This is a genomic window from Nonomuraea sp. NPDC049649, from assembly GCF_040675175.1.
Taxonomy (GTDB): Bacteria; Actinomycetota; Actinomycetes; order Streptosporangiales; family Streptosporangiaceae; genus Nonomuraea.
Genome location: NZ_JBFAOH010000008.1, coordinates 239,388 through 265,634, shown reverse-complemented (window position 1 = coordinate 265,634; position 26,247 = coordinate 239,388). Strand labels below are relative to the sequence as shown.

The 26,247-nt window shown below is 73.0% G+C and carries 26 protein-coding genes; 8 read left to right on the top strand and 18 right to left on the bottom strand.

Annotated elements, in window-relative coordinates; translation table 11 throughout:
* Positions 1-90: 90 nt before the first annotated feature.
* From AB0J42_RS14325 to AB0J42_RS14290, 8 genes are read right to left on the bottom strand one after another with little or no spacing between them, the layout of a single operon-like run.
* Positions 91-1,401 carry a hypothetical protein gene (locus AB0J42_RS14325; protein WP_364293335.1) on the bottom strand — a complete coding sequence of 437 codons (1,311 nt, stop codon included), beginning with the start codon at positions 1,399-1,401 and terminating at the stop codon, positions 91-93.
* Entirely contained in the window at positions 1,401-2,354 is a 954-nt protein-coding gene (locus AB0J42_RS14320; protein ID WP_364293332.1) for a DMT family transporter, read from the bottom strand. The genes AB0J42_RS14325 and AB0J42_RS14320 overlap by 1 nt, the downstream gene beginning before the upstream one ends.
* A gap of 21 nt (positions 2,355-2,375) precedes the next feature.
* On the bottom strand, positions 2,376-3,863 hold the full coding sequence (locus tag AB0J42_RS14315; protein ID WP_364293329.1) for a PLP-dependent transferase: 1,488 nt from the start codon (positions 3,861-3,863) through the stop codon (positions 2,376-2,378).
* A gap of 1 nt (position 3,864) precedes the next feature.
* Entirely contained in the window at positions 3,865-4,554 is a 690-nt protein-coding gene (locus AB0J42_RS14310) for a transglutaminase-like domain-containing protein (protein WP_364293326.1), read from the bottom strand.
* Positions 4,555-4,560: 6 nt separating this feature from the next.
* Entirely contained in the window at positions 4,561-5,709 is a 1,149-nt protein-coding gene (locus tag AB0J42_RS14305) for an acyl-CoA dehydrogenase family protein (RefSeq protein ID WP_364293323.1), read from the bottom strand.
* A gap of 13 nt (positions 5,710-5,722) precedes the next feature.
* A complete protein-coding gene (locus tag AB0J42_RS14300) occupies positions 5,723-6,097 on the bottom strand; it encodes an ectoine synthase (protein ID WP_364293321.1) in 375 nt (124 codons plus the stop codon).
* 16 nt (positions 6,098-6,113) lie between these two features.
* Positions 6,114-6,386, bottom strand: a complete 273-nt coding sequence (locus AB0J42_RS14295; protein WP_364293318.1) for a hypothetical protein — start codon at positions 6,384-6,386, stop codon at positions 6,114-6,116.
* Between the two features lies 1 nt (position 6,387).
* Positions 6,388-7,788, bottom strand: coding sequence for an AMP-binding protein (locus AB0J42_RS14290; protein WP_364293315.1), 1,401 nt, complete (start codon positions 7,786-7,788; stop codon positions 6,388-6,390).
* 176 nt (positions 7,789-7,964) lie between these two features.
* Here AB0J42_RS14290 and AB0J42_RS14285 point away from each other — a divergent pair, with 176 nt between their 5' ends.
* From AB0J42_RS14285 to AB0J42_RS14270, 4 genes are all read left to right on the top strand, one after another.
* The gene (locus tag AB0J42_RS14285; protein ID WP_364293312.1) at positions 7,965-9,176 is read left to right on the top strand and encodes a hypothetical protein; all 1,212 of its coding nucleotides are present in this window, start codon (positions 7,965-7,967) and stop codon (positions 9,174-9,176) included.
* 238 nt (positions 9,177-9,414) lie between these two features.
* A complete protein-coding gene (gene metK, locus AB0J42_RS14280) occupies positions 9,415-10,602 on the top strand; it encodes a methionine adenosyltransferase (RefSeq protein ID WP_364293309.1) in 1,188 nt (395 codons plus the stop codon).
* A gap of 218 nt (positions 10,603-10,820) precedes the next feature.
* Complete coding sequence (locus AB0J42_RS14275; RefSeq protein WP_364293306.1) at positions 10,821-11,381, top strand: hypothetical protein; 561 nt, start codon at positions 10,821-10,823, stop codon at positions 11,379-11,381.
* Positions 11,378-11,833 (top strand): hypothetical protein, encoded by a 456-nt coding sequence (locus AB0J42_RS14270; RefSeq protein ID WP_364293303.1) that lies wholly within the window; start codon positions 11,378-11,380, stop codon positions 11,831-11,833. Before AB0J42_RS14275 ends, AB0J42_RS14270 begins: the two co-directional genes overlap by 4 nt.
* A gap of 22 nt (positions 11,834-11,855) precedes the next feature.
* Here AB0J42_RS14270 and AB0J42_RS14265 read toward each other — a convergent pair whose 3' ends face one another.
* The 4 genes from AB0J42_RS14265 to AB0J42_RS14250 form a co-directional block, all read right to left on the bottom strand.
* The gene (locus AB0J42_RS14265; RefSeq protein WP_364293301.1) at positions 11,856-12,581 is read right to left on the bottom strand and encodes an alpha/beta fold hydrolase; all 726 of its coding nucleotides are present in this window, start codon (positions 12,579-12,581) and stop codon (positions 11,856-11,858) included.
* A 19-nt stretch (positions 12,582-12,600) separates the two neighbouring features.
* Complete coding sequence (locus AB0J42_RS14260) at positions 12,601-13,341, bottom strand: 4'-phosphopantetheinyl transferase superfamily protein (protein ID WP_364293298.1); 741 nt, start codon at positions 13,339-13,341, stop codon at positions 12,601-12,603.
* Complete coding sequence (locus tag AB0J42_RS14255) at positions 13,338-13,658, bottom strand: hypothetical protein (RefSeq protein ID WP_364293295.1); 321 nt, start codon at positions 13,656-13,658, stop codon at positions 13,338-13,340. The genes AB0J42_RS14260 and AB0J42_RS14255 overlap by 4 nt, the downstream gene beginning before the upstream one ends.
* Positions 13,659-13,926: 268 nt before the next feature.
* On the bottom strand, positions 13,927-15,537 hold the full coding sequence (locus AB0J42_RS14250) for an acyl-CoA carboxylase subunit beta (protein ID WP_364293292.1): 1,611 nt from the start codon (positions 15,535-15,537) through the stop codon (positions 13,927-13,929).
* A gap of 71 nt (positions 15,538-15,608) precedes the next feature.
* Here AB0J42_RS14250 and AB0J42_RS14245 point away from each other — a divergent pair, with 71 nt between their 5' ends.
* The gene (locus tag AB0J42_RS14245; RefSeq protein WP_364293289.1) at positions 15,609-16,007 is read left to right on the top strand and encodes a hypothetical protein; all 399 of its coding nucleotides are present in this window, start codon (positions 15,609-15,611) and stop codon (positions 16,005-16,007) included.
* 141 nt (positions 16,008-16,148) lie between these two features.
* Here AB0J42_RS14245 and AB0J42_RS14240 read toward each other — a convergent pair whose 3' ends face one another.
* Positions 16,149-17,114 (bottom strand): helix-turn-helix transcriptional regulator, encoded by a 966-nt coding sequence (locus AB0J42_RS14240; RefSeq protein WP_364293286.1) that lies wholly within the window; start codon positions 17,112-17,114, stop codon positions 16,149-16,151.
* Between the two features lie 115 nt (positions 17,115-17,229).
* Positions 17,230-18,237 (bottom strand): hypothetical protein, encoded by a 1,008-nt coding sequence (locus AB0J42_RS14235; protein WP_364293283.1) that lies wholly within the window; start codon positions 18,235-18,237, stop codon positions 17,230-17,232.
* A 222-nt stretch (positions 18,238-18,459) separates the two neighbouring features.
* Between AB0J42_RS14235 and AB0J42_RS14230 the strand changes: the two genes are divergently transcribed.
* The 3 genes from AB0J42_RS14230 to AB0J42_RS14220 are packed head-to-tail and all read left to right on the top strand — an operon-like array spanning position 18,460 to position 21,943.
* Positions 18,460-19,962, top strand: a complete 1,503-nt coding sequence (locus tag AB0J42_RS14230; RefSeq protein WP_364293280.1) for a benzoate-CoA ligase family protein — start codon at positions 18,460-18,462, stop codon at positions 19,960-19,962.
* Positions 19,959-20,747, top strand: coding sequence for a tryptophan 2,3-dioxygenase family protein (locus AB0J42_RS14225; RefSeq protein WP_364293277.1), 789 nt, complete (start codon positions 19,959-19,961; stop codon positions 20,745-20,747). The genes AB0J42_RS14230 and AB0J42_RS14225 overlap by 4 nt, the downstream gene beginning before the upstream one ends.
* Positions 20,744-21,943: a kynureninase gene (locus AB0J42_RS14220; RefSeq protein ID WP_364293274.1), complete on the top strand. Its 1,200-nt coding sequence runs from the start codon at positions 20,744-20,746 to the stop codon at positions 21,941-21,943. The genes AB0J42_RS14225 and AB0J42_RS14220 overlap by 4 nt, the downstream gene beginning before the upstream one ends.
* 120 nt (positions 21,944-22,063) lie before the next feature.
* Here AB0J42_RS14220 and AB0J42_RS14215 read toward each other — a convergent pair whose 3' ends face one another.
* The 4 genes from AB0J42_RS14215 to AB0J42_RS14200 are packed head-to-tail and all read right to left on the bottom strand — an operon-like array spanning position 22,064 to position 26,241.
* Positions 22,064-22,870, bottom strand: coding sequence for a TIGR03084 family metal-binding protein (locus tag AB0J42_RS14215; protein WP_364293271.1), 807 nt, complete (start codon positions 22,868-22,870; stop codon positions 22,064-22,066).
* Between the two features lie 20 nt (positions 22,871-22,890).
* Positions 22,891-24,027 carry a carboxymuconolactone decarboxylase family protein gene (locus AB0J42_RS14210; protein WP_364293268.1) on the bottom strand — a complete coding sequence of 379 codons (1,137 nt, stop codon included), beginning with the start codon at positions 24,025-24,027 and terminating at the stop codon, positions 22,891-22,893.
* A 10-nt stretch (positions 24,028-24,037) separates the two neighbouring features.
* On the bottom strand, positions 24,038-25,684 hold the full coding sequence (locus tag AB0J42_RS14205; RefSeq protein ID WP_364293265.1) for a GMC family oxidoreductase N-terminal domain-containing protein: 1,647 nt from the start codon (positions 25,682-25,684) through the stop codon (positions 24,038-24,040).
* Entirely contained in the window at positions 25,681-26,241 is a 561-nt protein-coding gene (locus tag AB0J42_RS14200) for a DUF5987 family protein (RefSeq protein WP_364293262.1), read from the bottom strand. The genes AB0J42_RS14205 and AB0J42_RS14200 overlap by 4 nt, the downstream gene beginning before the upstream one ends.
* Positions 26,242-26,247: the final 6 nt, after the last annotated feature.

The following is a 26,247-nucleotide window of genomic DNA, read 5'->3' as shown; positions in this document are numbered from 1 at the left end:
GCTCGACGGTGTCCCCTACGACCCCGCCAAACACGGCGCCGCAGCAGCGCTCAACGAGTTCGTTGCTGCCTGAGGTTGACACAGGGAGTGTCATGACGGCTCCCCGACGTGGAAGACGCCCGCGGAGCGGACGTGCTTGTTGGTGGTGAGGCTGATGACGGAGCTGTGGCCGGCGGGGGCGACGCGGGCGTGCACCCCGGCGTAGCCGGCGGGCGTGTAGTAGAAACCGTAGACCGCGTGCCACGGCTCCTCGGCCGCGCCGGGGCGGGCGACCGGCTCGGCGCGGGGCGCGATCCGTTCCTGGACGACGCCGCCGGTCGCGGCGGCCTCGCGCAGCGCCTCCCGCCACTCGGCGTCGGTGCGCTCCCAGCCGGGTACGACCCCGTACCCGCCATAGAGGCCGCCCGGTTTGAGTATCAGCCGGTCGCGGCGGGCGCGGCACTCGTCGATCAGGTCATCCGGCGAGTCCCGGGTGAGCAGGCGGGTCCACGGCAGCACCCGGTCGATCAGCGCCCGCTCGGCGGCGGAGCAGGCGTCCCCGGCGGACAGCAGGGCCAGGCCGCCCTTCTCGCAGAACAGGTTGCTCTCCAGCGGGGTCCACAGCAGCAGGCCGCCGGACTCGTGCAGGCGGAAGAGCCGTTCGGCCTGGGCGGTCGCGCCCGCGTCGCCGAGCAGCTGGTCGGTGTCGAAGCAGCGGAACAGCACGTCGATCCGGTCCCCGGCGAGGTACGCCCGGCCGCCGCGGACGGTGAGGTCGCCCAGCTCGCCGAGGTGGCAGCGCAGCCCGGCGCCGCGCAGCGCCTCCCGCAGCGGGCTCCAGGTGCCCGCCCACTCCGCCAGCGCGCCGGGCCCCTCGACCAGCGCCACGACGGGCTCACCGCCGGCGGCCTGCCGCAGCGCGTCCGCGAGCAGCGTCGGGCTGTGGGTGTAGCCGAGCCGCCGCTCCGCCGCGAACGCGGCGAACGCCTCGTCGCGCAGGAACGCGCGGGGGACCTCGCCGCTGCGGTCCCACCCGCCGAGCTCGCTGCCGATGCCGATCTCCAGCAGCCGGTACGCGGTCCCGTCGTGATAGACGTCGGCCCGGCCGCAGGCGGGGGGCGGCGTGCCCAGCCGCCGCATGAGCGCCGACCGTTCGCCCTCGACGCCGACGGCGGCGGCGAACCGGCCGAGGTCACCCCCGAACAGCCGGCCCGGCAGCGCGAGCAGCAGCTCGACGACCCGCGACAGGTCCTCGGCGAAGGCGCGCAGCCCGGCCTCGGGCAGGAACAGCGGCCGGTCCAGGTAGGCGCCGTCCCACGCGGACAGCGAGGGCAGGCGCTCGGCCTGCTCGACTGCCCTGCCGAGGCGGGACCCCGGCGCGGCGGCGGCGTCCAGGTAGGCCCTCGTCACCCGGTCCGTCATCACGCCACCCCCGCCGCGTCCTCGGGGGCAGGCAGCACGGCGGGCGGGGGCCGCCGCTCGTGCCTGGCCCGGACCACCACACCCAGCGTCACCAGGGCCGTGATGCCGAGCAGCCCGGCGAAGGTGAGCGGCGAGGGCGTCAACCGGCTGTCGAAGAGCTGCAGCAGGAAGGCGAAGATCGGCGACAGGGTGCAGACGAGCGCGGCGGTGATCGGCTCGACGTGCTTGATGCCGACCTGGCTGAGGTAGTTGGGCAGCGCGATCCCGATCAGCGCGATCACCGCGGCGGGCAGGAACGCCGCGCCCAGCATCGGGTCGCCGCCGGTGAGCACGAACACCCACGAGACGGCGATGGTGCCGAAGTACCGGACGGCCAGCGACGACGACGGGGTGAACCCGGCGTCGCTGAGCCGCTTGGAGTAGATGACGTTGCCCGTGCAGCCCAGCCCGCAGGCGATGGTCAGCGCCAGCCCCAGCGCGGCGTGCTCGGAGTCGAGCGTGCCCAGCCCGCTCAGCCCGCTCGCCGAACCCCACATGAGCAGCCCGATCAGCGCCAGCACCCCCAGCGAGACGGCGATCTCGGTGCGCAGCACCGGGGGTCCCTTGCGCATCAGCGGACCGGCCAGCGCCACCAGCGCGGGGCCGATGGCCAGCGCGATCACGTTGACGATCGCGGGCTCCAGGTACTTGAGCGCGTACAGCAGCGTCAGCCACGTCAGCGCGGTCACGATGTTGATCGCGATGACGTCGTGCCGGTGCCGGGCCATCGGGCGCAGCACGCTCCGCACCCCGTTCCGGCCCGTCTCCTGGATCAGGAAGTAGGCCGCGGCCAGGGAGAAGGAGATCGCCGCGACCGCGAACGGGTCGAGCGACTGCAGCCGGTTGCCCGCGTACACGTCGACGGCGGCGAGCATGACGCCGTAGGCGACGAGCGGGGGGAGACCGCGGGCCATGTTCGACATCGGCGAGTCCAATCAGTGCTGGTGGAGGGCCTGGGCGAGCGCTTCGGCCAGGAGTCCGGCCTGGGCGCCGCGGTCGCCCGCGTACAGCCGCAGGAAGGGCGGCTCGCCTTCGGCGAAGGCGTCCGCGGCCGACAGCCTCGGCACCGAGAAGCCGAAGCTGGCCCCCTTGGTGAGCTGCGCGCCCGACAGCCGGGCCCGCTCGATCGCCCGGTCGATCACCGCGTTCAGCCCGTCCTTGGTGTTGTGGTCCGGGTCGTGGAAGAGGAAGGTGACGCAGCCTCCGGCGAACCCGAGGTCCCGCGCCACGGCGGCGTCGGGGTGGTCCGGGAGCGAGGGGTGGCACACCTGGCCGGCCGCCTGGACGCGCGGGTCGGCACCGAGCAGGGCCGCGATCCGGCGGGCACCGTCGCCGATGCGCCGCATCCGGGCGCGGTAGGTGGCCGGCTGGAACCGGGGGAACATGTCGGCGGCGTGCCGGTAGAGGATCGAGCCGCTGTTGCGGCGCAGCAGCCCGAACCGCTCACCCAGGTGGGCCGGGTAGGCGACCAGCCCCGCCATGTTGGAGTCGAGGCCGAGCTGCATGTACTTGGAGCAGCTCTCGTAGTAGAGGATCTCCACGGCGTCGTCGCCGGCGAGCAGGCCGGGCGGCAGCATGCCGGAGGTCATGGTGCCGTCGACGACCAGGGTGATCGGCCAGGTGACGACGGCCCGCAGCCGCTCCACGAGGGCGCCCAGGTCGATCATGCGCTGCTGGGCGGTGTTGGTCAGCGGGTCGGCGAACACGCAGCGCGGCCGGTGCCGCAGCACGTCGGCCACCAGGTCGTCGGTCTCGTACCGGGCGGCCCAGCGGATCTCGACGTGCGGCGGCAGCGCGGACAGCTGCTCGGCCGCCTCGAAGTAGACGTAGGGCGCGATCAGCACCGTGTCGCCGGGCCGCAGCCGGTCCCGGAGCAGGAACGACTCCACCAGCGAGTACGCGGCGACGCCGGAGGAGGTGACGCTGAGCCCGTGCCGGTCCGGGGTGAGGCCGAGCGTGTCCAGCAGCTGGCGCTCGACCCGCTCCACCGCGGCGTGCTCGTACCGCTCGTAGTTGACCTTCGGGGAGTCCTGCTGGGCGAGGTCGAAGAACTGGACGGCGCCCGCCTGCGCGTACGACGCCGAGCACCACTCCAGCGCGTCCCGGACGTAGGCGAGCGTGGCCAGGCCCCACCGCAGGACGCCCTCGGCGGTGGACAGCGGCTGCCCGGCGACGTCGTCGGCCGCCACCAGGGCGCTGCGCCGTTCGGCGATGCACCGCCTGGCGTACTGCGCGCTCTCCGCCAGGTGGGAGATCACGGGCTCGTCGTAGGGCAGCCCGCGGCTCCGGCAGTAGGCCACGTGCTCGTCGAGGTCGAGTTGCGCCCGGTACAGCCCGCGCAGGCAGGAGTCGAAGTGCTCGATCAGGTCCACCGCCTGGTCGAGCAGCCCGTCACGGCCCGCGGTGAGCAGCGGCCCGGCCATGTCAACGGCTCCGCTGGTCGGCCTCGACGACCAGCGAGCCGCTGGTCGTGGCGTGCTCGCCGGCGAACAGGCGCGGGTGCGCCGCCCGCAGCCCGTCCACCACGAGCCGGTACGGGAAATCGGCGAACTCCCCGTGCTCGCCGAGGAACTCCATGTGCCGGCGGCCCTTGCGGTCGTAGGGGTGGTACATGCTGTCGGAAGTGCCGTCGAACTCCAGCGGCGTGATGCCGTACAGCCGGCACAGCAGCTTGTTGAAGACCGGGGTGGCCCGCACCCAGCGGCCGTCCAGGAGCACCGAGTTGAGCGCGTGGAAGCGGAACACGTCGCCGCCGACCAGCTCGCGCAGCCGGGGCGAGGCCAGGTGGTTGCGCACGTCGGTGAGGACGATCCGGCTGGGGATGCCCGCCGCCCGGCACACCGCCGCGTAGACGATGGACTTGTGCACGCAGAAGCCCTGACCGCGGGCGATGATGGCGCTGGCGCGCAGCCCGGCGCGGCTCAGGTCGGCGTTGTAGACCTCGTAGTCGAGCCCGTCACGGACCGCGTAGTAGAGCGCGACCGCGTTCTCCTTCGGCGTGCCCCAGCGGCCGGCGAGCGCGTCCGCGACGAACGCGGTGACGGCCGGGTGGTCGTGGTCGAGGAACTCGGTGACAGCCAGGAGCTCCCCGGGCGTGGTGTCGACGATCATCATTTCGCCTTACGTTCGCTGGATTCCGAGCATGCGGGCGATCTTGTCCCGCTGGATCTCCGAGGTGCCGGAGTAGATCGTGCCTCCGGTGGCGTCGCGGAGCTCCTTCTCGATGCCGTACTCCGTGAGGTAGCCCCGGGCGCCGAACACCTGCACCGCGTCCGCCGCGGACCTCAGGTTGGCCTCGCTGGCGAGCAGCTTGGCGATGGCGATGTCCACCATCACGTCGGCGCCGGAGACGAACCGCTCCGCGGTGTCGTACAGCCATTTGGCGGCGGTCTCGACGCCGATCCGCATGTCGACGATCTTGTCGGCGATCAGCTGGCAGGAGCCGATCGCGGCGCCGAACTGCGTCCGCGACCTGGCGAACTCGGCGCACCGCTCCATCCGGTGCCGCATCGCCCCGACGCTGATGATGAAGGAGCAGAGGATCTCCCACTTCATCACGTGGTCGAGGATGAAGAAGCCGCGGCCGGGGCGGCCGACGACGTTCGCGGCGGGCACCACGCAGTCGTCGAAGGTCACGTCGCAGAAGGGCGAGGTCCGCAGGCCCATCTTGTCGATCGGCGGGCCGACCGTCAGGCCGGGCGTGTCCCGCTCGACCACGAACGCCGTCATGCCGAACGCGCCCTGCTCCGGGTCGGTCTTGGCGTAGACGAGGAACAGGTCGGCGACCGGGCCGCTGCTGATGAAGCGCTTCTCGCCGTTCAGCACGTACGAGTCGCCGCGCGCGATCGCCGTCATCCGCATGGCGGCGGCGTCCGAGCCGCCGGTGCGTTCGGTGATGGCGTGGGCGCCGATGGCCGAGCCGTCGCAGATCCCCGGCAGGTAGCGGGCCTTGAGCTCGGCCGACCCGAAACGCTGCACGGGGATCCCGGTGCTGACGACGTGGGTGGACACGGCGAAGTTCAGGCCGCTGTCGCGGCAGCCGTACCCGAGCCCTTCCAGCACGTACATGGTGGTGAGCAGGTCCTGCCCGGACCCGCCCCATTCGGTGCCGAACGGCAGGCGGAGCAGGCCGGCCTCGGCCAGGAGCTTCCACTGGGCATGCGAGAACTCCGCACTCCGGTCCCGCTCCAGGTGTCCCTCGCCGCAGGCGGCGAAGACCGCCGCGAAGGATTCGCGGAGCCGTTCCTGCTCCTCACTCCACACCCGCATACCCGCGCTCCTCTCAGTACTGGGAGAAATCGAGCCGGCTGAAGTCGTGCCGTTCCTGGCCCTCCAGGGCCGGCGCGAAGACGCAGATGAGGCGCAGGTCCTCCAGCGGCGAGGCGATCAGGTAGTGGGCGTCGTGCTGGTCGAGCGCGTAGACGGTGCCGGGCTCGATCGGATACTCGTTGCCTTCGGAGTCGACGACCATCCCGGTGCCGGAGACGCAGTAGCAGGCCTCCAGATGGTTCTTGTACTGCAGCGGCGACCGGGTGCCCGCCCACACCGTGGTGTCGGTCAGCGTGTAGCCCATGTTGTCGTCGGCGACGAGCAGGCGGCGGCTGATGCCGTTGCCCCACTCGACCCCCGGGACGTCGTAAACCCTGCGGACGATCATGAGTGGTCCCCCTCGGTCAGTTCTCGGCCAGCGCGGGCACGGGCTGCCGCGCGGTGCGCTCGACGAAGCGGCGGATCGCCGCCACGCAGACGACGTCCTTGAGCGAGACGTCCACGTCGTCGAGCGGGATGTCGTAGGTGTCGGCCAGCCAGTTGACGATCTTCAGCAGGCTCAGGCTGTTGACCACCCCGTTGGCGACGAGGTCGTACTCGTCGTCGAGCTCCTCGGGGGTGACGTCGGGGATGAACTCCCGGACGATGTACTGCTTGATGGCGTACGAATGATCCACGTCAGCTCCCGTTCCGGAGGTTCTCGATGATGGATCGCCGGTCGGGCTTTCCCGTCGGCGTCGAGGGCAGCGGGTCGTCGACGACCTGGATGGTGCTGGGGATGGCGGCGCGGGGCAGCCGGGTGCGGCAGTAGTCCCGCAGCGCGAGGCTGTTCAGCGCGCCGGGCGCCGTCCGGCGGACCACGGCGTGGATGCGCACCCCGGCCAGCTCGTCGGGGACGCCGACCACGGCGGCGTCGGCGGCGGCCTCGTGCGCGAGCAGCAGGTGCTCCACCTCTTGCAGGTTGACCCGGGTGCCGCGCACCTTGACCTGGAAGTCGTTCCTGCCGACGAGGGTGAAGACGCCGTGCTCGTCGCGGCTGACCACGTCTCCGGAGCGGAAGCGGCCGTCGGGGAAGGCGTCGCCGCCCACGTACCCGCGGGTCTGGAACGGCGTGCGCACCAGCAGCTCTCCGGTGGCGGGGCCGTCGAGCACGGCGCCGGTCTCGTCCACCACGAGCGCCTCGACGCCGGGCAGCGGGCGGCCGATCGGCACGCTCTCCTCGGTGCCGGTGATCTCGTACAGGAAGCTGTCGTTGGTCTCGGTGCAGCCGTAGACGTTGTAGAGGCGGGCGCCGGGGAACAGCTCCGGCAGCCGGCCGAGCAGCCGGGGGGAGAGCTTGTCGCCGGTCACGATGACGTGCCGGACTCCGGGCAGCGGGCTGTCGGACGCGTCGGCGATCAGGCGGTACAGCAGGGGCACGCCCTGGACGACCTCCACGCCTTCGCTCTCCACGAGCGCGGCCAGGTGGCGGCCGTCGGAGGCGCGTTCCTGGTCCACCAGGACGACGGTGCCGCCGGCCTTGAGGGTCGCCCAGACGTCGAGCAGGCACAGGTCGAAGGTGAGCGGCGCGTAGTTCAGCACCACCGTGCCCGGCCCGATGCCGAACCGGCCGCCGGCCCAGTCGGTGAACCGGTCGACGGCCCCGGCGTCGAGCGGCACGATCTTCGGCACGCCGGTGGAGCCCGAGGTGGTGAGCATGAAGGAGACGTCCTCGCCGACCGGCGGGCCGGCGGTGAGCCTGGTGGTGGCGGGGCCGTCCAGCAGCGCGGCGCATCCGGCCCGCGCGAGCAGCGCCTCCAGCGCGTGCTCGCCCAGCTCGGCGGAGGCCAGCAGGACCGGCCGGCGGGTCAGCAGGCAGGCCGCTATCACGGCGATCGTCTCGGGCGACTTGACCGCCCGCACCGCCACGCTCGCGCCGGGCGGCAGGTCCAGGGCGCGGAGCCGGGCGGCGGCGCCGGTCGCCATCGCGTGCAGCCCGGCGTAGCTGACGCGCTCGCCGTCCAGGACCAGGGCGACCGCCTCGGGCTGGACCCGGGCACGCTCCAGCAGGCGGTCCGGCAGCGAATGAGAGCGCCCCACCGTGAGTCTCCGATCCGGCCCGGAGAGCGGAAGCCGGGCACAGCAGCATCGTGTTACCTCGGCGGTGCGCGGGACATCTCCCAGGTTGCCCAGCGTCGACACGCTGGGAGAAGCCGCCGCGGGCGCCGCGTGTCACCCTGGTGGCCGTCCCCCTGCCGAGCAGAGAGGTGTCCGCGATGCGCGCGTCCGTCCTGTACCTCGGATGGTGGGAGGAGACGGCCGACTCCCTGGCCCGTCACGGCTGCGACGTCACCTTCGTGGTGCCGGCCGCGGAGAGCGGGGCGCCCGCCCGCCACGGGTTCACCGGGCGGACGGTCGTGGTCCCGGACGTGACCCGGCTGGACGACGTGGTGGCCGGGCTGGCCCGGGACGGGGTGGACGTGCGCGGCTTCGACGCGGTCTGCTCCGAGCACGAGGAGTGCCTGGTCCAGGCGGCGGTGCTGGCGGCGGCGTACGACCGGCCCGGGATGCCGGTGGCCACGGCGGTGGCGCTCCGCGACAAGCTGGTGCAGAAGCGGCTGGTCCGCGAGGCGGGGCTGGCCGTCGCCGGCTGCCGCACCGCCTACGAGCTGCCGGAGACCTACCCCGGCAGGCCGTTCGTGGTCAAGCCGCTCGACGGCGTCTCCACCCAGCACACGCACGTGGTGCGCGGGCCGGAGTCGCTGGAGCGGGCCAGGGCCGCGGTCGCGGCGTCGGGGCGGCCGGGGCCGTGGCTGGTCGAGGAGTTCATGACGGGCGCCGAGATGCACCTCGACGGCGTCGTCAGGGACGGCGCCGTGCTGTTCCTCGGCCTGTCCCGCTACCTGCAGAACGTGATCGAGATCCAGGACGGCGGCCTGGTCGGGTCGGTCACCGTCGACCCGCTGGCGCACGCCGACCTGTACGGCCGGGTGCGGGAGCTGGCCGCGACCGCGCTCAACGCGCTCGGCCACACCGACGGCGTCTTCCACCTGGAGCTGTTCGACCAGGGGGACCGGCTCGCGTTCAGCGAGTGCGCCGGGCGCATCGGCGGCGGCATGGTGCTGGAGACCACCCGCGCCCGGTTCGGCGTGGACCTGTACGACGAGTGGACGCGGGCCCTGCTGGGGCTGCCGTCGGCGATCGGGCCGGGCCGCAGCGCGGCGGAGCGGGCGTACGGGTGGGTCCACCTGCCCGCCCGCCCGGGCCGGGTACGGGCCATGCCGGGCCGCGAGGACCTGCTGGGCCTGCCCGGCGTGGAGGCCGTCCAGCTCCGGGTGCGGCCGGGCGACACCGTCCCGGACACCAGGGCCGCCTCCAACGCGCGGGCGGCGACCGTGATGCTCTCCGGGACGTGCGAGGACGGGCTGGCCGAGCGGATGCGGACGCTCGCGGACTGGTTCCGCGACAGCGTCCGGATCGAATCCTGACGCTCCGCACAGCGAAAGAACACCGCCATTCCCGGCGGCGTTATCGTCGAAAGACCAGATCATCGGGAGCTGCATTTCCGAGACGAATTCCGGATGGTCTGACCCGGGAAATCCGAGATTCGAATGGAGTCCCGATGCCGCGCATTCGCATCGCCAAACCCAAGCCCCGGCCGCCCGCCACCGACCTGGACCTGCGCACGCCTTCAGGCCGCCGGCTGCCCTACTAGGAGGACGGCCCGTGACACGCCGCCTGTTCACCTCGGAATCGGTCACCGAAGGCCACCCGGACAAGATCGCCGACAAGATCAGCGACACCGTCCTCGACGCCATGCTGAAAGAGGACCCCGGCAGCCGCGTCGCCGTCGAGACGCTGATCACGACCGGCCTGGTCCACGTCGCGGGCGAGGTCACCACCCGGACCTACGTCGACATCCCCGGCCTCGTCCGGCAGGCGATCCTGGAGATCGGCTACGACGCCTCCGGCAAGGGCTTCGACGGCGCCTCGTGCGGGGTGTCGGTGTCGATCGGCACCCAGTCGCCCGACATCGCGCGCGGCGTCGACGACGCCTACGAGCACCGCGAGGAGGGCGTGGACGACGCGCTGAACCGGCAGGGCGCCGGAGACCAGGGGCTGATGTTCGGCTACGCCTGCCAGGAGACCGACGAGCTCATGCCGCTGCCGATCACCCTGGCCCACCGGCTGGCCAGGCGGCTGACCCGGGTGCGCAAGGACGGCACCGTGCCGTACCTGCGGCCCGACGGCAAGACGCAGGTGACGGTCGAGTACGAGGGCGACCGCCCGGTGCGGCTGGACACCGTGGTGGTGTCCACCCAGCACGCGCCCGGCGTCGACCTGAAGGAGACGCTGGCCCCCGACATCGAGCGGGAGGTCGTCGCCCCGGTCGTCGCGGAGGCGGGCATCGCCGCGGAGGGCTGCCGGCTGCTGGTCAACCCGACGGGCCGGTTCGAGATCGGCGGCCCGATGGGCGACGCCGGGCTCACCGGCCGGAAGATCATCATCGACACCTACGGCGGCATGGCCAGGCACGGCGGCGGCGCCTTCTCCGGGAAGGACCCGTCCAAGGTCGACCGGTCGGGCGCCTACGCGATGCGCTGGGTGGCCAAGAACGTGGTCGCGGCCGGGTTGGCCGGCCGGTGCGAGGTGCAGGTGGCCTACGCCATCGGCAAGGCGCGGCCGGTGGGCCTGTTCGTGGAGTGCTTCGGCACCGAGCGGGTGCCGCAGGACCGGATCCACGACGCCATCCTTGAGGTGTTCGACCTGCGGCCGGCCGCGATCATCAGGGATCTCGACCTGCTGCGGCCCGTCTACGCCGAGACGGCCGCGTACGGGCACTTCGGCCGCGCGGGCTTCTCCTGGGAGGCGACCGGCCGGGCGGACGCGCTGCGGGAGGCCGCCCGGCTCTGATCGGGAAAGCCTTCTTACCGGAGTACGGGAAACGGCGGCGGGAAATAATTTCCCCGCCGCCTTTCCGCATAATTCGGTGCCATTGAATCCGGGCAGCAATCAGGAAGTTGCCCGCCCTCGCCCGGCGCGCTGAGACTGAAATTCGCGCTGCCCCGGCGGAGCCGTTCCATCTCATCCCTCGGGGCGTGACCGACACCCCCGAGAGACGAGGTTCCGTCATGGCCGTACCAGCGGTGTCAGCGAAGCAGGAGAGCGGCTGGCTGCCAAGGCTCAACGCCGGCTACCACAAGCCCGCGCTCGCCGTTTATCTCTTCATCGTGGTGGCCCACTGGGCCGAGCACGTCGCCCAGGCCATCCAGGTGTACGTGCTGGGCTGGCCGCTGCCCGAGGCCCTGGGCGTGCTGGGCATCCCCTTCCCGTGGCTGGTGACCTCCGAGTGGATGCACTACGGCTACGCGCTGCTGATGCTCGTCGGCCTGCTCATGCTCCGCCGCGGCTTCACCGGCCGGGCCCGCACCTGGTGGAACATCTCCCTCGCCATCCAGGTCTGGCATCACCTGGAGCACCTCATCCTGCTCGTGCAGGCGCTCGCCGGCACCAACCTGCTCGGCCGCCCCGCGCCGGTCAGCCTCATCCAGCTCCTCGTGCCGCGCATGGAGCTGCACCTGTTCTACAACGCGCTGGTCTTCGCCCCGATGGTGGTGGCGATGCTCATGCACCGCAAGCCCCGCCCGGCCGAGCGCGCGGGCATGCGCTGCGACTGCGCACTCGCGGCATGACGGCGGCCCCGCCGCGGCGGCCGTCCGCCTTCTCCGTCGCGCTGACGGCCCTCGCGGTCCTGCTGCTCTACCTGGCCGTGCCGAACATCGGCACGGTGATCCGGGCGGCGCGGGCGGACGGGGCGCCGGGCGTGTTCACGCCCGTCCGGCTGTCCTGCGTGCAGCATCCGGGGCACGAGTCCTGCTTCTGGTCGGGCGAGTTCCGCTCCGACGACGGCACGATCGTCCGTCAGGACGTCGAGATGTACGGCAGCGACCGCTACACCAACCGGGAGGGTGAGCAGGTCCCGGCGGTGGACATCGGCCTCGCCCACCGGGTCTACGGTCCCGGCGGCTCCAACGAGTGGGTCTTCACGGCCCTGCTCCTGCTGGCGGGGCTGGCGATCCTGGTCAAGCTGTACGGCGGAGCCGTGCGCGGCCTGCTGGCCCGCCCCGAACGCGTCCCGGGCTAGCACCGGGACACGGCGGCACCCGTCAGACCGGCTCCGCGGCGAGGCCGGACAGCAGGTCGGCCAGCGCGCCGGGGGCCGAGAGCATCGGCCAGCAGCCGGTGTCGAGCGTGTGGAAGTCCCAGGTCGGCTCGGCGCGCAGGGCCGACACGTCGGGGGCCACCCGGCCCTCGAAGTGGTCCTGGGAGCAGATGACGTAGCTGCCCCGCTGGCGCGCCAGCGGGGCGCTCAGCGTGGCGGGCTCGGCGACGGTCCGCCCGGGGTGGCCGACGAACCGCCCGGCCAGCCACCGCGCCTGCGCGCGGGTGAGGCCCTGCCCGTCGCCCACCACCGTGTGGTCGGGGGCCGGCCAGCGGCCTCCGTTGGCGGCGATGAGCCGCAGCTCCTGGCCGCGCAGCCGCTCCGGGAACGCGTGCAGCATCGACCTGCCGTGGTGCGGCAGGAACCCCTCCACGAGCACCGTGCGGGCCACCCGGTCGCGGGCCCGGTCGGCCACCTGGCCCGCCACGAGCCCCGAGTAGCCGTGCCCCACGACGACGACGTCCCGCAGGTCCTCCGTCTCCAGCAGGTCCAGGATGTCGCGTACGTGGGTGTCCAGGCCGACGCCGGAGACGTCGGCCCGGTCCGAGGCCAGCCCGCGCAGCGTGACCGCGCGAGCATCGTGCCCGCGCAGGCGCAGGCGGCGGACCACCGGCTCCCACACCCAGGCGCCCGCCCAGGCGCCCGGGAGCAGGAGCAGCGTCCTGTTCACGCGGATCACCCCTCTCTCGTCACGCGGCCGGGACGGCGACCGGGCGGGCGGTGCTGAGGTGGGTCTCCACCACCTGGACGCCCCGGCCGCCGATCACCGCGATCGCCCCCACGTACCCGGGACCGGGCGACAGACGGCGGAACCGCACCTCGGCCGGCGGGATGTCGAGCGGCCAGCTCAGCAGCTCGGGCTCCTCCTCCGGGCCGCTGACCTCCACCTTGTTCGGCGAGATCCGCAGGCCGTGGCCGGTGGCCTTCAGCGCGGCCTCCTTGCGCACCCAGACCTTGGTGAAGGCCTCGTACCGGCCGGCCGGGGGGAACGCCTCCAGCGCGGCCCGCTCGCGCGGCGTGAGCGCGCCCCGCGCCAGCTCCTCCACCGGGGTGGCGGGCACCGCCTCGACGTCCACCCCCACCGGCCCCTCGGTCGTCAGCGCCACCACGACCCGCTCCCCCGAGTGGGAGACCGAGCAGTGCAGCGGCAGCTCCGCCCTGATCTGCGGCTTGCCGTGGTAGCGGTCGCAGTCGGGGCAGGCGCGGTCCACCACGACGTCCTCGGGGCGGATGCCGAGCTGGGCGGCGCACGTGGTCCGCAGCAGCCACGACCCGGTGAGGAACCGCCTGCGGTCGGCGTCGCGGCGGAACCGGGCGGCGCGTTCGAGCTCGCGGTCGCTGAGCACGGCCATCAGGCTCTCGGTGGGCCGGTCCTCCGGGTCGGCCCACCAGACGTGGCACTCCCCGGTGCCGACGACAGTGACGATCATGGGTCCTCCTCGTTCGTCCCGCGGCACGGCGGGACGGCTGACAACTCATCGGGCAACGGCTTATGCGGCAGGGTGTGGCAGGACACCAGCTCCCACCGGTCCACCTCGGGGTTGGTGAGGATCTCCGTGACCTGCTCGCGCACCCGCGCGCAGGTCGTCGGCTCGTCCGGGCAGACGCGGATGACGATGTCTCCGCTCGCCTGCGTGAGGTCCTTCTCCCAGGTACGGGGCAGCAGCGCCATGATGCGGATCCCGTCCACCGGAGAACCGGGGATCGGCAGCCCGTCGACCTGGCGCATCGTCAGCTGGATCAACATGGCACGCCCCGCGTCCCTGCGGGTGCCCGCGCGCTGTTCAGGGTGAACGTCACGGGTGTCGCCGGGCGGGGCTCTGAGGCGACCATGCGGTTTCACCTCCATCTCGTGATTCGCGTCCTCGGCCTTCCACTGTCGGCTCTGAGGAGGGCGCGATCCAGAGATGGAGGTGTCAGCAAGCTGCCGCCGGCCGCCGCATGCTGTCAACGGCCCCGGGAAACGCCGCGGCCCGCCACGTCAGGAGGAGACGCGGCGGGCCGTCATGGAGGTGCTACAGGGGAAGGTTCCCGTGTTTGCGGGCGGCCGGGTGCTTGCGCTTGTCGCGGAGCATGCTCAGGCCGCGCGCGACCGCCGAGCGGGTCTCGGCGGGGTCGATCACCGCGTCCACCAGGCCGCGCTCGGCGGTGTAGGCGGGATGGACGAGCTCGCGGGTGTACTGCTCCAGCAGTTCGGCGCGGCGGGCGGCGGGGTCGGCGGCGGCGGCCAGCTCCTTGCGGTAGATGATGTTGACGGCGCCCTCCGCGCCCATCACCGCGACCTCGTTGGTGGGCCAGGCGAACGACAGGTCGGTGCCGATCGAGCGGGAGTCCATGACGATGTACGCGCCGCCGTACGCCTTCCTGACGATGACCTGGATCCGGGGCACGGTCGCCTCGCAGTAGGCGTACAGCAGCTTGGCCCCGTGCCGGATGACGCCGGCGTGCTCCTGGTCCTTGCCCGGCAGGAAGCCCGGCACGTCGACGAGCGTCACCAGCGGGATCGAGAAGGCGTCGCAGAACCTGACGAACCGGGCCGCCTTCTGGGAGGCCGCCACGTCCAGCACGCCCGCGAGCATCATGGGCTGGTTGCCCACCAGCCCCACCACGGCGCCGTCGATCCGGGCGAAGGCGCAGATGACGTTCGGCGCCCAGCCCCGGTGCAGTTCCACGTAGTCGCCGTCGTCCACCAGTTCGGCCATGACCAGCCGCATGTCGTAGGGCTTGTTCGGCTCGACGGGCACGATGTCGGCCAGCCGGGGGCGAGACTCCCGGGTCGCGCCGCAGGACGGCAGGTCGGGCGGGCGGCTCAGGTTGTTGGCGGGCAGCATCGACACCAGGTGGCGGACGGCGGCCAGGCAGCTCTCCTCGTCCTCGTGCACGAACGTGGCCAGGCCGGACAGGCTGCCGTGCACCTGGGCGCCGCCCAGCTCGGCGTGGGTCACCCGCTCCCCCGTCACCGCCTCCACCACGTCGGGCCCGGTCAGGTAGAGCTGGGCGGTGTCGCGCACCATGAACGTGAAGTCGGCCAGCGCGGTGGAGTAGGCCGCGCCGCCCGCGCACGGGCCGAGCACCACGCTGATCTGCGGGATCACCCCCGACGCCTGCACGTTGCGCTGGAAGATGCCGCCGTAGCCGTGGAGCGACTGCACGCCCTCCTGGATCCTGGCCCCGCCGCTGTCGTTCAGCCCGATGAAGGGCGCCCCGGCGGCGAGCGCCAGGTCCATCACCTTCTGGATCTTCTGCGCGTGCGCCTCGCCAAGTGAGCCGCCGAAGACGGTGAAGTCCTGCGCGTACACGAACACCTGGCGGCCCTCGACGGTGCCGGATCCTGCCACGACCCCGTCGGTGTGCGGGCGCTGCCGTTCCATGCCGAGCCCCTGCGCGCGGTGCCGGCGGAACTGCTCGATCTCCAGGAAGGAGCCCTCGTCCAGCAGCATGTCCAGCCGCTCGCGCGCGGTGTACTTGCCCAGCGAGTGCTGCCGCTCGACCGCCTGCGGGCGCCCCCGCGCTATCTCCTCGCGGGTACGGCTCAGCTCCTGGCGCAGCCGGTCCATGGAGCGGGGTTGCGGGGCGGCGGCCTCTTCGCGGATCTCGGGGGAGATGTCCAGGTCAGAGACGCTCATGGGCTTCCTCCTCGGGCTCCGCCGGTCCTCTCCAGTTAAAGATCGGGGGCCTTTCCATGTCACCTCCTGCTGTGCGCGACCCGGCCGCGGATGGCAGGAAGGTGAAACCCGGCTGCAGCATGCTGCGCCCCGAAGTTCTGGTTTCCGACCCCGCCGGAGCGCAGAGTTGGAGATGTCAGGAAAACGGAAAAAAGAAAAACCACCGGGAAAGAGGCAGTGAAATGACGAAGCAGCTTATTAACAAGAAGATTTCCCAGTCGATTTTCGCGCTCGCCTCCGGCGCGCTGGTCTGGGCCGCGGGCGTCACCGCCTGCTCCGTGGTCACCGGCGTGGACACCCCGACGGTCGCCGTCGCAGGAAACACCTGGCCCGCCCCTGTGCAGGGTGACGGCAACACCTGGCCCGCCCCCGTGGACGGCGATGGCAACACCTGGCCCGTCGCGGTGGCTGACGGCAACACCTGGCCGTAAAACCTACGCACCCGGGAATTGCCGCAACCGTTGAAAGAGACCGAGGAGGTGATAGAGCCGGGACACCGCAGCGCCGATAAAACAAAACCCCCGCGACCGGGCGCCGGTCACGGGGGTTTGTTTTATTGCCGTGGCAGGAAATCAGATCCAGTTCTCCTCCTTGGCGCGCAGCGCGGCCTGGAAGCGGTTGACCGCGCCGAGCCGGGCCATGAGGTCGGCGACGTAGCGCCGGTAGGTCCGCACCGAGATGTCGAGCTCGCGGGCGGCGATCTCGTCCTTGTCCGCCGTCGCCATCACCGCCAGCACCCGCTGCTCCATCTTCGACAGCGTCGGCTCCTCCGCCGGCGGGTCGATGTAGTCGCCGAGCGGGGTGGCCGCCTTCCACAGCCCCTCGAAGTAGATGACCAGCTGCGAGACCAGGCCCGGCTCCCGTACCAGCAGGGCGCCCGTGGAGTCGTGCTTGGGGTCGATCGGCACGACGGCCACGCTCCGGTCGTACATGAGCATGCGGTCCATCGGCTGGTCGGTGATGCGCACCTCGGCCCCCAGGTTGACCAGCTCCCGCAGGTAGGACACCATCCGCGGGTCCTCCAGCGCCTGCGGGTGGAAGATCTCGCGCAGCGACAGCCCGCGCCGCAGCGAGCGGGTGTCGAGCGGCAGCGCCGACTCGATCATCACCTGGTTGAACGGGCCACCCGGGTGCAGGCAGAGCGTCTCCTTGTACGAGAAGAAGGCGAGGTCGTCCAGCCGCTGCCGGACCCGCGCCCCGCTCTCCACCCGCTCGATGTCGAGCACCACCGACGCCTGGTCGCCCTCGCGCTTGTCCTCCAGGAAGCCGGAGATGGCGTCGCGGGCGGCGAAGACGCGGCGGATCTCCGCGTTCAGCTCTTCGAGGCGCTGCTCGACCAGCCGCTCGATGGCGATCCGCGGCTCGGTGGCGATGACCCGGTGGCGGTCGGTGAGGTCCAGCATCGCCAGGCGGTCCAGCGTCTCGATCGCGGCCTCGACCGTGTCGGGGTCCATGCCGAGCGCCTCGGGCACCGAGCCCACGCTCTCTCCGCGGTGGCGCAGGAAGTAGCGGTAGACCTCCTCGGCTTGAGGAGTCACTCCTATGACTGTGAGATCCACAGGCCACCTCCCGGCCCTGGACGCCCAGGCCGTACCCGTTCCCATTATCGGAAACGGGCCAGGAGGGGCTGACTCGTAACGTGCGGACCTGCGCTCAGGGGGTGGGGCAGGGAAGCGGGGTGGCGGCCCCGGCGGCGCGGTAGAGCGCCGCCCCCGGGCAGACGACCTTCACGGCCTCCCCGGGTCCCGCCTCCACGGCGACCGGCTCGTGCCCGAACCGGCGGGCGGCGATCTCGGGCCAGCTCGACGGCCGCAGCCCGCCCAGCTCGTCGACCAGCCGGGGTCCGGCGTCGGCGGCCCGGCCCTCCAGGTAGGCGGCGTAGTCGCCTTCGCGGTGCCAGACGGCGAAGCGGCGCAGGCAGTCGGCGAGCGGGAGCGTGCTCCACGGCTGCGCCTTGGCCGCCATCGCGCGCAGGAACGCCTCCCCGACAGCCGCCTTCACCGTGCGGCCCGCCGCGACGGCCAGCGTCGCCCCGTCGCCGCCGACGACCACCAGGGCGATCCGGGCCCCGGGCGCGGACAGCACGAACGCCGACACCCGCAGCCCCAGCCGCCCGGCCGACGCCATCACGCTGTCCGGGAGCAGCCGGTCGAGGTAGGCGGAGACCCGCAGCAGCGGCCGGCTCGGCCCGGCCCACCACCGGATGACCACGTCCTGGGCCAGCACGTCGGCGATCGCCTCGGGCACCCCGTGGTCCACCACGCCGGCGGTCGCCGGCTCGACCAGGCACTCCTGGTCGCCCGTCCAGACGACCTCGACCGGCAGCCGGTAGCGCTTGCCGCTCAGCAGGCCCACTCCTGCGACGCTCGCCCGTACGCTCTCGGGCGGGTCGGCGAGGAAGTCGGCGAGCCGCAGCTCGGCGGCGACGTCGCCCGCCTGGTCGCCGCCGGGCAGCGTGCGCAGGTGGTGCAGCGCCCGGAGGCGGGCGCGGGCCCGGGCGACGGTCTGGGCCTCGTATCCGGCGAAACCGGCGGTGATCACCGCGAGCCCGGCGTCGGGCAGCTCCGCGTAGGCCAGGTGGACGGCGCCGCCCAGGCAGTCGGCCACCTCCCCCGCGGCGTCCGGCGCCCTGGTCACCGGCCACGAACGCGTGGGTGCCATCAGCTTCTCCTCAGCGCTCGTGAGCCGACCCCTTTCCTCAGTACAGTCGCGGCCCGGCGGCCCGGTCAACGATCCGGCCGCCATCCCGCAATCCCGGAGAAGGCTGTCAGCAAGCTGTCACCGCCACCAGGTTGCTGCCTCGCCCGCGCCTCCCCCGGCGCCGCTCCGGCAGGCACCGTGGAAGGCGGAAACATCCGAGCAGAAGCATGGAGAAGGCCTGTCATGGAATCCTTCAACATCGCCGAACGATTCCTCGATCGGAGCGACGGCAGCAGGACCGCACTCATCACCCGGGCGGGCCGGATCGACTACAGGCGGCTGCGCGCGCTGGCCGCCCGGACCGGCAACGCGCTGCGCGCCCTCGGCGTCCGGCGCGGCGACCGCGTCCTCATCGCGGCGGACGACGGCGCGGAGTCCGTCGCCACCTGGTACGGGACGCAGCGGATCGGCGCGATCACCGCCGAGGTCTACACCTACCTGCGGGCCAAGGACTACCGCTATTTCGCCGACTACGTCCGGCCCCGCGTGGTCGTGACCGGGCCGTCCGCCCTGGAGCAGCTGCGCGCGGCCGGCGTGCCGGGCCTGGTGGTGACGGGGGTGCCGGCCGAGGAGCTGCGGCCCGGCGAGCGCCACCTGGACACGCTGGTGGCCGAGCAGCCCGACGAGCTGGACCCGGTGCCGGTGGCGGCGGGCGACGTGGCGCTGTGGAAGTTCACCACCGGCAGCACCGGCGCGCCGCGCGCCTGCGTGCTCCCCGCCAGGAGCCCGCACCTCAGCTTCGAGTGGTACGCCCGGGGCGTGCTCGGCATCGGCCCGGACGACGTGGTCCTGCCGGTGCCGAAGCTGTTCTTCGGCTACGCCCGCGACCTGACCGCGCTGTTCCCGTTCGGCGCCGGCGCGGCCGGCGTGGTGTTCCCCGAGCGGACCACCCCCGACACGATCTTCGACCTGATCGCCGAGCACCGGCCGACGATCCTGGTGAACGTGCCGACGATGATGAGCGCCATGCTCGCCCACCCCAGGGCCGCCGACGCCGACCTGAGCTGCCTGCGGCTGTGCACGTCGGCCGGCGAGCAGCTCCCCGCCGACCTGCACCGCCGCTGGCTCGACACCTTCGGGGTGGAGGTGGTCGACGGCATCGGCTCCTCGGAGGCGTACCACGTGTACGTGTCGAACCGGCCGGGCCGCGCCCGCCCCGGAACCCTGGGCCAGGTGGTGCCCGGCTACCAGGCCCGGGTCGTGGACGAGGACGGCGCGGAGGTGCCCGACGGCCAGGTCGGCCGGCTGGAGATCACCGGGGAGGCGGTCGCGCTGGAGTACTGGCAGCGGCCGGAGAAGACCGCCGAGACGTTCGTCGCCGAGCACACCGTGCGCTCCGGCGACCTGGTGACCAGGGACGCCGACGGCTTCTTCCACTACCGGGGCCGGGCCGACGACCTGCTCAAGGTGGGCGGGGCCTGGGTGGCGCCCGCCGAGATCGAGAACTGCCTGCTCGAACACCCCGCCGTGGCCGCCTGCGCCGTGGTCGGCCACCGGTTACGCGGCCTGACCCGGCCGCACGCGTACGTCGTCAGATCCGCAGAGGTCGAGGCGGCCGAGCTGAAGGCGTTCGTGCGGGCGCGGCTCGCGGCGCAGAAATATCCAAGGAAGATCACCTTCGTCGGCGCGCTGCCGCAGACCGCCTCCGGCAAGATCGACCGGCGAGCCCTGGAGGTGGCGTCATGACATCCGCCGTCGGCACCGAACTCACCTACTCCTCCTACCTCGAACTCGACCAGGTGCTCACTGCCCAGCGGCCGCGCACCCCCGCCCACGACGAGGTCCTGTTCATCGTCGTCCACCAGGTGCACGAGCTCTGGTTCAAGCTGCTGCTGTACGAGCTGGCCGAACTGCAGCGGCACCTGGAAGAGGGCGCCAGCGGGCAGGCGCTGCACACCCTGCGGCGCTCGCTGGCGATCCTGCGGATCGTGACCGACCAGATGGACGTCATGGACACGCTCACCCCCGCCCAGTTCGCCGCCTTCCGCGGCAGCCTCGGCACCGCGAGCGGCGCGCAGTCGGCGCAGTTCCGCGAGCTGGAGGCGGTGCTCGGCCGGCGCGAACCCCGGATGCTGCAGGGCCACACCGGGGAGGCGCGGGCGCGGGTGGAGGCGGCGATGAGCCGGCCTGCCGTCTTCGACTCGCTCCTGCGCCACCTCGCCTTCCAGGGCTACCCCATCCCCGGCGAAGTGCTGTCCCGGGACGTGACCCAGCCCATCGAGCCGTCCCCCGCCGTGCAGGAGGTGCTGGTCACCGTCCACCGCGACGACCTGGTGGCGGCCCAGATCTGCGAGGCGCTGATCGACCTCGACCAGCTCTTCCACGAGTGGCGCTACCGGCACGGCCGGATGGTGCTGCGGGTCATCGGCACCAAGAGCGGCACCGGCGGCTCGTCCGGCATCGGCCACCTTCAGGCCACGCTGGCCGCGCGGCTCTGGCCCGACCTGTGGGAGGTGCGGAGCCGGTGGTGACCGACCTGGCGGCCCGGCTGGCGCCGCACTACAGCAGATTCGACGTCGCCCGGCGGCTGCTGCTGACCGGCCACTCGCACCAGGCGTGGCCCGACGTGGCGCTGGCCGGCCAGATCGAGGCGTTCGACGACGCCGCCCTCGAAGCCGACGCCAAATGGGGCCGGGCGATGGCCAAGGCCGACGAGGTCCGCGCCGGTTTCCGCCGCTTCCTCGGCGACCCGGCCGCCGAACTGGCGCTGGGCGGCAACACGCACGAGCTGGTGCTGCGGTTCCTGTCAGCGCTCGACCTGCCCGCCCGGCCCCGGCTGGTGACCTCCGACGGCGAGTTCCACACGCTGCGCAGGCAGCTCGCCCGCCTGGCCGAGGAGGGTTTCGAAGTCGTACGAGTCCCCGCCGAACCCGCCGAGACCCTCTCCGAACGTCTCGCGCTCGCCGTGGACGACCGCACCGCGGCGGTGCTGGTGTCGGCGGTGCTGTTCGAGACGGCCCGGATCGTGCCCGGCCTCGGCGACCTGGCGCGTGCCTGCGAACGGCGGGGAGCGCAGCTCCTCGTGGACTCCTACCACGCGCTCGGGGTGGCGCCGTTCCCGCTGCGGGAGCTGCCGGGCGCCTGGGTGGTGGGCGGCGGCTACAAGTACCTGCAACTCGGGGAGGGCAACTGCTTCCTGCGCGTCCCGCCGCACGCGGCCATGCTGCGGCCCGTCATCACCGGCTGGTTCGCCGAATTCGCCGAACTGTCCGCGGGGCCCTCCCCGGACGCGGTGCGCTACCCGTCGGGCGCGGCCCGCTTCGCCGGTGCGACGTACGACCCGACCAGCCACTACCGGGCGGCCCGCGTGTTCGGCTTCTTCGCCGAGCAGGGACTCACCGGCGATCTCCTGCGCCGGGTCTCGCAACGGCAGCTCGCCCGGCTGGCCGCCCGGTTCGACGCCCTCGACGCCCCGGACGACCTGATCACCCGCGACCGCGCCGCCCCGCTGACCGCCTTCGGCGGCTTCCTGGCGCTCCGCTCCCCCTGGGCGGCGGTGCTCTGCGAACGCCTCGCCGCCCGGGGCATCCTGACTGACAGCCGAGGCGACTTTCTCCGCATCGGCCCCGCCCCCTACCTGTCGGACGCCCAGCTCGACACGGCCATCTCCGCCCTGGGCGCCGAACTCGACACCTTGCGCCGCACCCACCGCCCGATCGCAAGCTGACCCGGCCCCGCCTCTACCTATGGACGCGCAACTCGGCCCCGGGCCGAACGAGCTGCCCCGTCAGGCGGCCCCGCCCCCTACCTGTCGGACGCGCAGCTCGACCCTGGGGACCGGACCCCGTCAGGCGGTGGGGACGCGGGCGAACTGGCCGGGGGCGCGGCCGGCGCCGGCGGGGCCGCGGTAGGCCTGGGCGATGTCCAGCCAGCGGTCCGCCTCCTCGCCCACCGCCGTCACCGCGACGTCCGCGCGGTGCCGCCGCCGGGTCACCAGCAGGCAGAAGTCCTCCGCCAGCCCCGAGATCCGGTTCTCGGCGTCCTCCGGGCCGTACGCCCACAGCTCGCCCGACGGCCCGGTGATCTCGAACCGGAACTGCACGCCGGGCGGGGTCAGCCCGCGCGACAGGTAGCCGAAGTCCTGCGTGAGCACCGCGAACACCACCAGGTGCCGCAGCCGGTCGGTGCGGACCAGCTGCACGCCGAGCGCGTCGGCGATGTCCTGGCCGTGCGCGAACTGCTCCATGATCCCGGCGCACGCCAGCACGATCGGCGGCAGCGGGTTCACCAGCCACGGCACCGTCTCGCCCTCCGGCACGGAAGCGAGCCCGGAGACGGCCGCCTCCCGCTCGGCCCGCCACTTGGCGAGCAGCACGTCGGGGGTGTCGTTCTCGTACGCCTTGAGCGCCGCGTTCACGGCGCCGTCGAAGTTCTGCTGCGCGCCGGCGGTCATGGCCGTGAACGCCTCGCCGTCGGTGGCCGCCGCCGCGGCCAGGCGGAAGATGAAGGCCAGGTGGGCGACCTGGTCGGCGACCGTCCAGCCCGGCGCGGGGGTGGGCAGGCGCCACTGCTCGGCGTCCAGCCCGGCCACCAGCCGGTCCAGCTGATCACCGTCGGCGGCAAGGTCGTCCAGCACTACCTGAAGCTCGCTCACGTGCGTGTCCTTTCACTCGGTCACTCGGCGATCGATACGTTTCGTACGGGTGCCGCGCACCAGGCGCCCACCCGGCGCGCGGCGGTCAGGCTCGCCCAGGCGGTGACCTCGACCAGCGCCCGCTCGTCCGGGACGGCGCGGCGGAAGTCGGCGACCACGCCCGCGTCCACCTGGTAGGAGGCCAGCGCGGTCAGCAGGGCGAGCCTGCCCGCCCGGCGGTGCCCGGCGCTCAGGCCCGCGACCGCCTCCTCCACCCAGTGACGTCCCGGCCCCGGCGCCTCCCCGTCCCAGGCGGCCACCCGATCGGCGACCAGCTCCCGTACCTCTCCAGGCACCGAGCGCCGGCCGTGCTCCTCGATCACGGCGGCGGCCCGCCCGAACGCGCCGCCCAGGTTCGGCACCGCCGCCGCCCACCCCAGATCGGCGGGCAGCGGCGCGGCGGGCAGCAGGCCCAGCGACCCGCCCGGCGTCACGGGCCGCCTCGCCGCGGGTCGCATGGCCCGCCCGAACAGTCGCATCGCCGGGCCGTGCGCCGCGCGCGGCACGTTGGGCGGCAGCGGCGACTCGCCGAGGAACACGTTGACCATGCGGTTGATGTACTGGAACGTCACCACCACCCCCACCAGCTCCGCGCCCACGGTGTCGCCGGGAGGCGGGATGGAGGCCGTGCGGGCCGAGGACGTGAGAGCGGGCGGGGCTGACTCCCCAGGGGCGGCGGAGGTGGTGAGGGCCGGCGGGATGGAGGCCGTGCGGGCGGTGGAGGCGGTGCGGGCCCAGGTGGTGAGGGCGGGCGGGGTGGAGGGGGTGAGGGCGGGCGGGGTGGAGGGGGTGAGGGCGTGCAGGGTGGCCGTATGGACGTCGACGCAGTACGGGCAGGTGTTGGCGGCCGAGACCTCCGCCGCGACGGCTTCCTTGGCCGCGCGGGTCACCGTGCCGGAGGCGAGCAGCGACTCGGCGAGCATCAGCCAGCACGCCGCCATGACGGGCGGCACCGGTGAGTGGAGGATCACGGGCGGGGCGAGCATGCCGAAGTCGCGTTCGAGTCCGGCGTACACCTCGGCGACCAGCCCGCGCGCGGCGCGCGGCCGTACGGGGGTGACGTGGCGGACCTGCGCCAGCGCGCCCGGCGCCGTCATCCGGCTGAGCGTCCTTCCCACGGCGGCCTCCTCAGTCGCGCAGCAGGGCCGGGACCAGGGCCGAGGTCCCGCTGCGGCCGCTGGTGGAGCCGTCCGGGGCGGGCGCCCCGTACTTGACCGCGACGCCGCGCTCGCGGGCGGCGCGCACGATGCCGGGCACCGCCCGTTCCGCGAGCGCGGAGATCGTCATGGCGGGGTTGACCGTGAGCGCGCCGGGCACGGCCGAGCCGTCGGTGACGAAGATGCCCGGGTGGCCGCGGAGCTCGTGCCGGTCGTCGAGGGCGGAGGTGTGCGGGTCGTCGCCGATGCGGCAGGAGGCCAGCGGGTGGACGGTGTAGGCGCCGACGAGGTCGTTGGTCCAGGGGGTCACGGTGGCCAGGCCGTCGCGTTCGAGGATGTCCTTGCAGTCGGCGTCGGCCATCGCCCAGGCGGCCCGCGTGTTGGCGGTCGGGTTGTAGGTGAGCCTGCCGACGCCGAGCATCTGCTGCGAGATCCGGTCGGCGTTGCCGCGCGGCGGCGGCGGGCCGAAGACGCCCTCGTTGTCGTCCTCGATCATCTGGAAGATGATCAGCCAGGACTGCCAGCGTTCCAGCATCTCCTTCTTGCCGAGCCCGAACCAGTCGGCGTCGCCGGTCAGCGCCAGGATGGTGCCGAGGCCGGGCGGGAAGTAGAGCTGCTCCAGCGAGTAGCGGGTGTACTCGGGCAGCGACCCGTCGAGCCGGTCCCAGTTGGCCACGGTGGGGCCCTTGCCGATCTGGTTGGCGGCGTAGGCCAGGCCGTCGCCCCGGTCCAGGCCGAGCACGTCGCGCACGCGGTCCTCATTGATCACGGCGGTGTTGAGCCGTTCGCCGTTGCCGGAGAAGTAGCGGCCGACGGCGTGCGGCATCGCGCCCAGCGCGGTCTCGCTGCGCTGCAGGATGACGGGGGTCGCGGCGGCCCCGGCGGCGACCACGACCACCTCGGCGTCGATGCACCCCTCGCCCTCGGTCAGCCGGTAGTCCTCGCCGTGCACGAGCTGGTAGTGCACCCGGTAGCGGCCGTCCCCGGTCCGCTCGATGCGCTGTACCTCGTGCAGCGGCCGGATCTCGGCGCCGTGCGCGACGGCGGCGGGCAGGTAGTTGAGCAGCAGCGACTGCTTGGCGTCGAACCGGCAGCCGGCCATCATCCAGTTGCAGTTGACGCAGGTGCCGGTGTCGACGGCGGCGGGCACGGGGTTGGCGGTGCGGCCGGCGTGGTGGCAGGCGGCGGCCCACAGGCCACCGGCGTACGACACGTCCTCCCAGCCCTGCTGGGTGATCGAGATCGACTCGGCGACCCGGTCGTACCAGGGGTCGAGGGTGTCGCGGCTGAGCGAGGCCGGCCACATCCGCCGGTTGATGCTGCCGCGCCGCTCGAAGACGAAGCGGGGCGCGCGGGGCATGGCGGCGAAGTAGACGACGCTGCCGCCGCCGACGCAGTTGCCGCCCAGGACGCTCATCCCGTCGCCCACGACGAAGTCGAAGGCGCGGGTGTAGGACGAGCCGAGCTTGAAGTCGTGCTCGAACTCCTCGGCGGCCAGCGCCGGGCCGCGTTCCAGGATGACGACGCGCGCGCCGCCCGCCGCCAGGTGGTAGGCGGGGATCGCGCCGCCGAAGCCGCTGCCGATCACCAGCACGTCCGTACGCTCGACTGCGTTCATGCGGGGCTCCCTGAGGCGGTGGTGTGGGGGTGGAGCCGGGCGAGCGGGCGGCCGTAGGACCAGGCGGAGTAGCGCCACAGGCCGTCGGGGCCGGGCGGGGTCACTCCCATCGCGGTCAGCCCGGGGTGCCCGGCGGCGAGGGCGTCCGCGGTGTTCAGGTGCGCGGCCGAGTCGTACGCCATGTAGCAGAACAACGCGAGCAGCACCCACAGCGACTTCTCGGGGTGGCCGGGCGCGGTGAGCGCCCGCACCAGGGCGGTGCGCTCCTCGAACGGCAGCGCCACGAACGCCGGCGCGTCCCCGTCGAGGGTGAGCCCGCGCTGGGCGGCGAAGGCGCGGGCGTGCTCGTCGAGCGAGCGGGCGTAGCCGGTCAGGTCCTCGCTGATGCCGGTCGCGTCCCATTCGATCAGCTCGATGGCGCCGGCCGCGACGGCGCCGCCGGTCGGGCTGGCGCCCGCCACGGCCCGGTCGCCGGGATGCCGCCTGGCGCCGGGCACGATCGTGTCCGCGAACGCCTCCAGTGTCGCCGTCCTCGTCTCGTCCGGGAGTGTGCCCATGCGTGT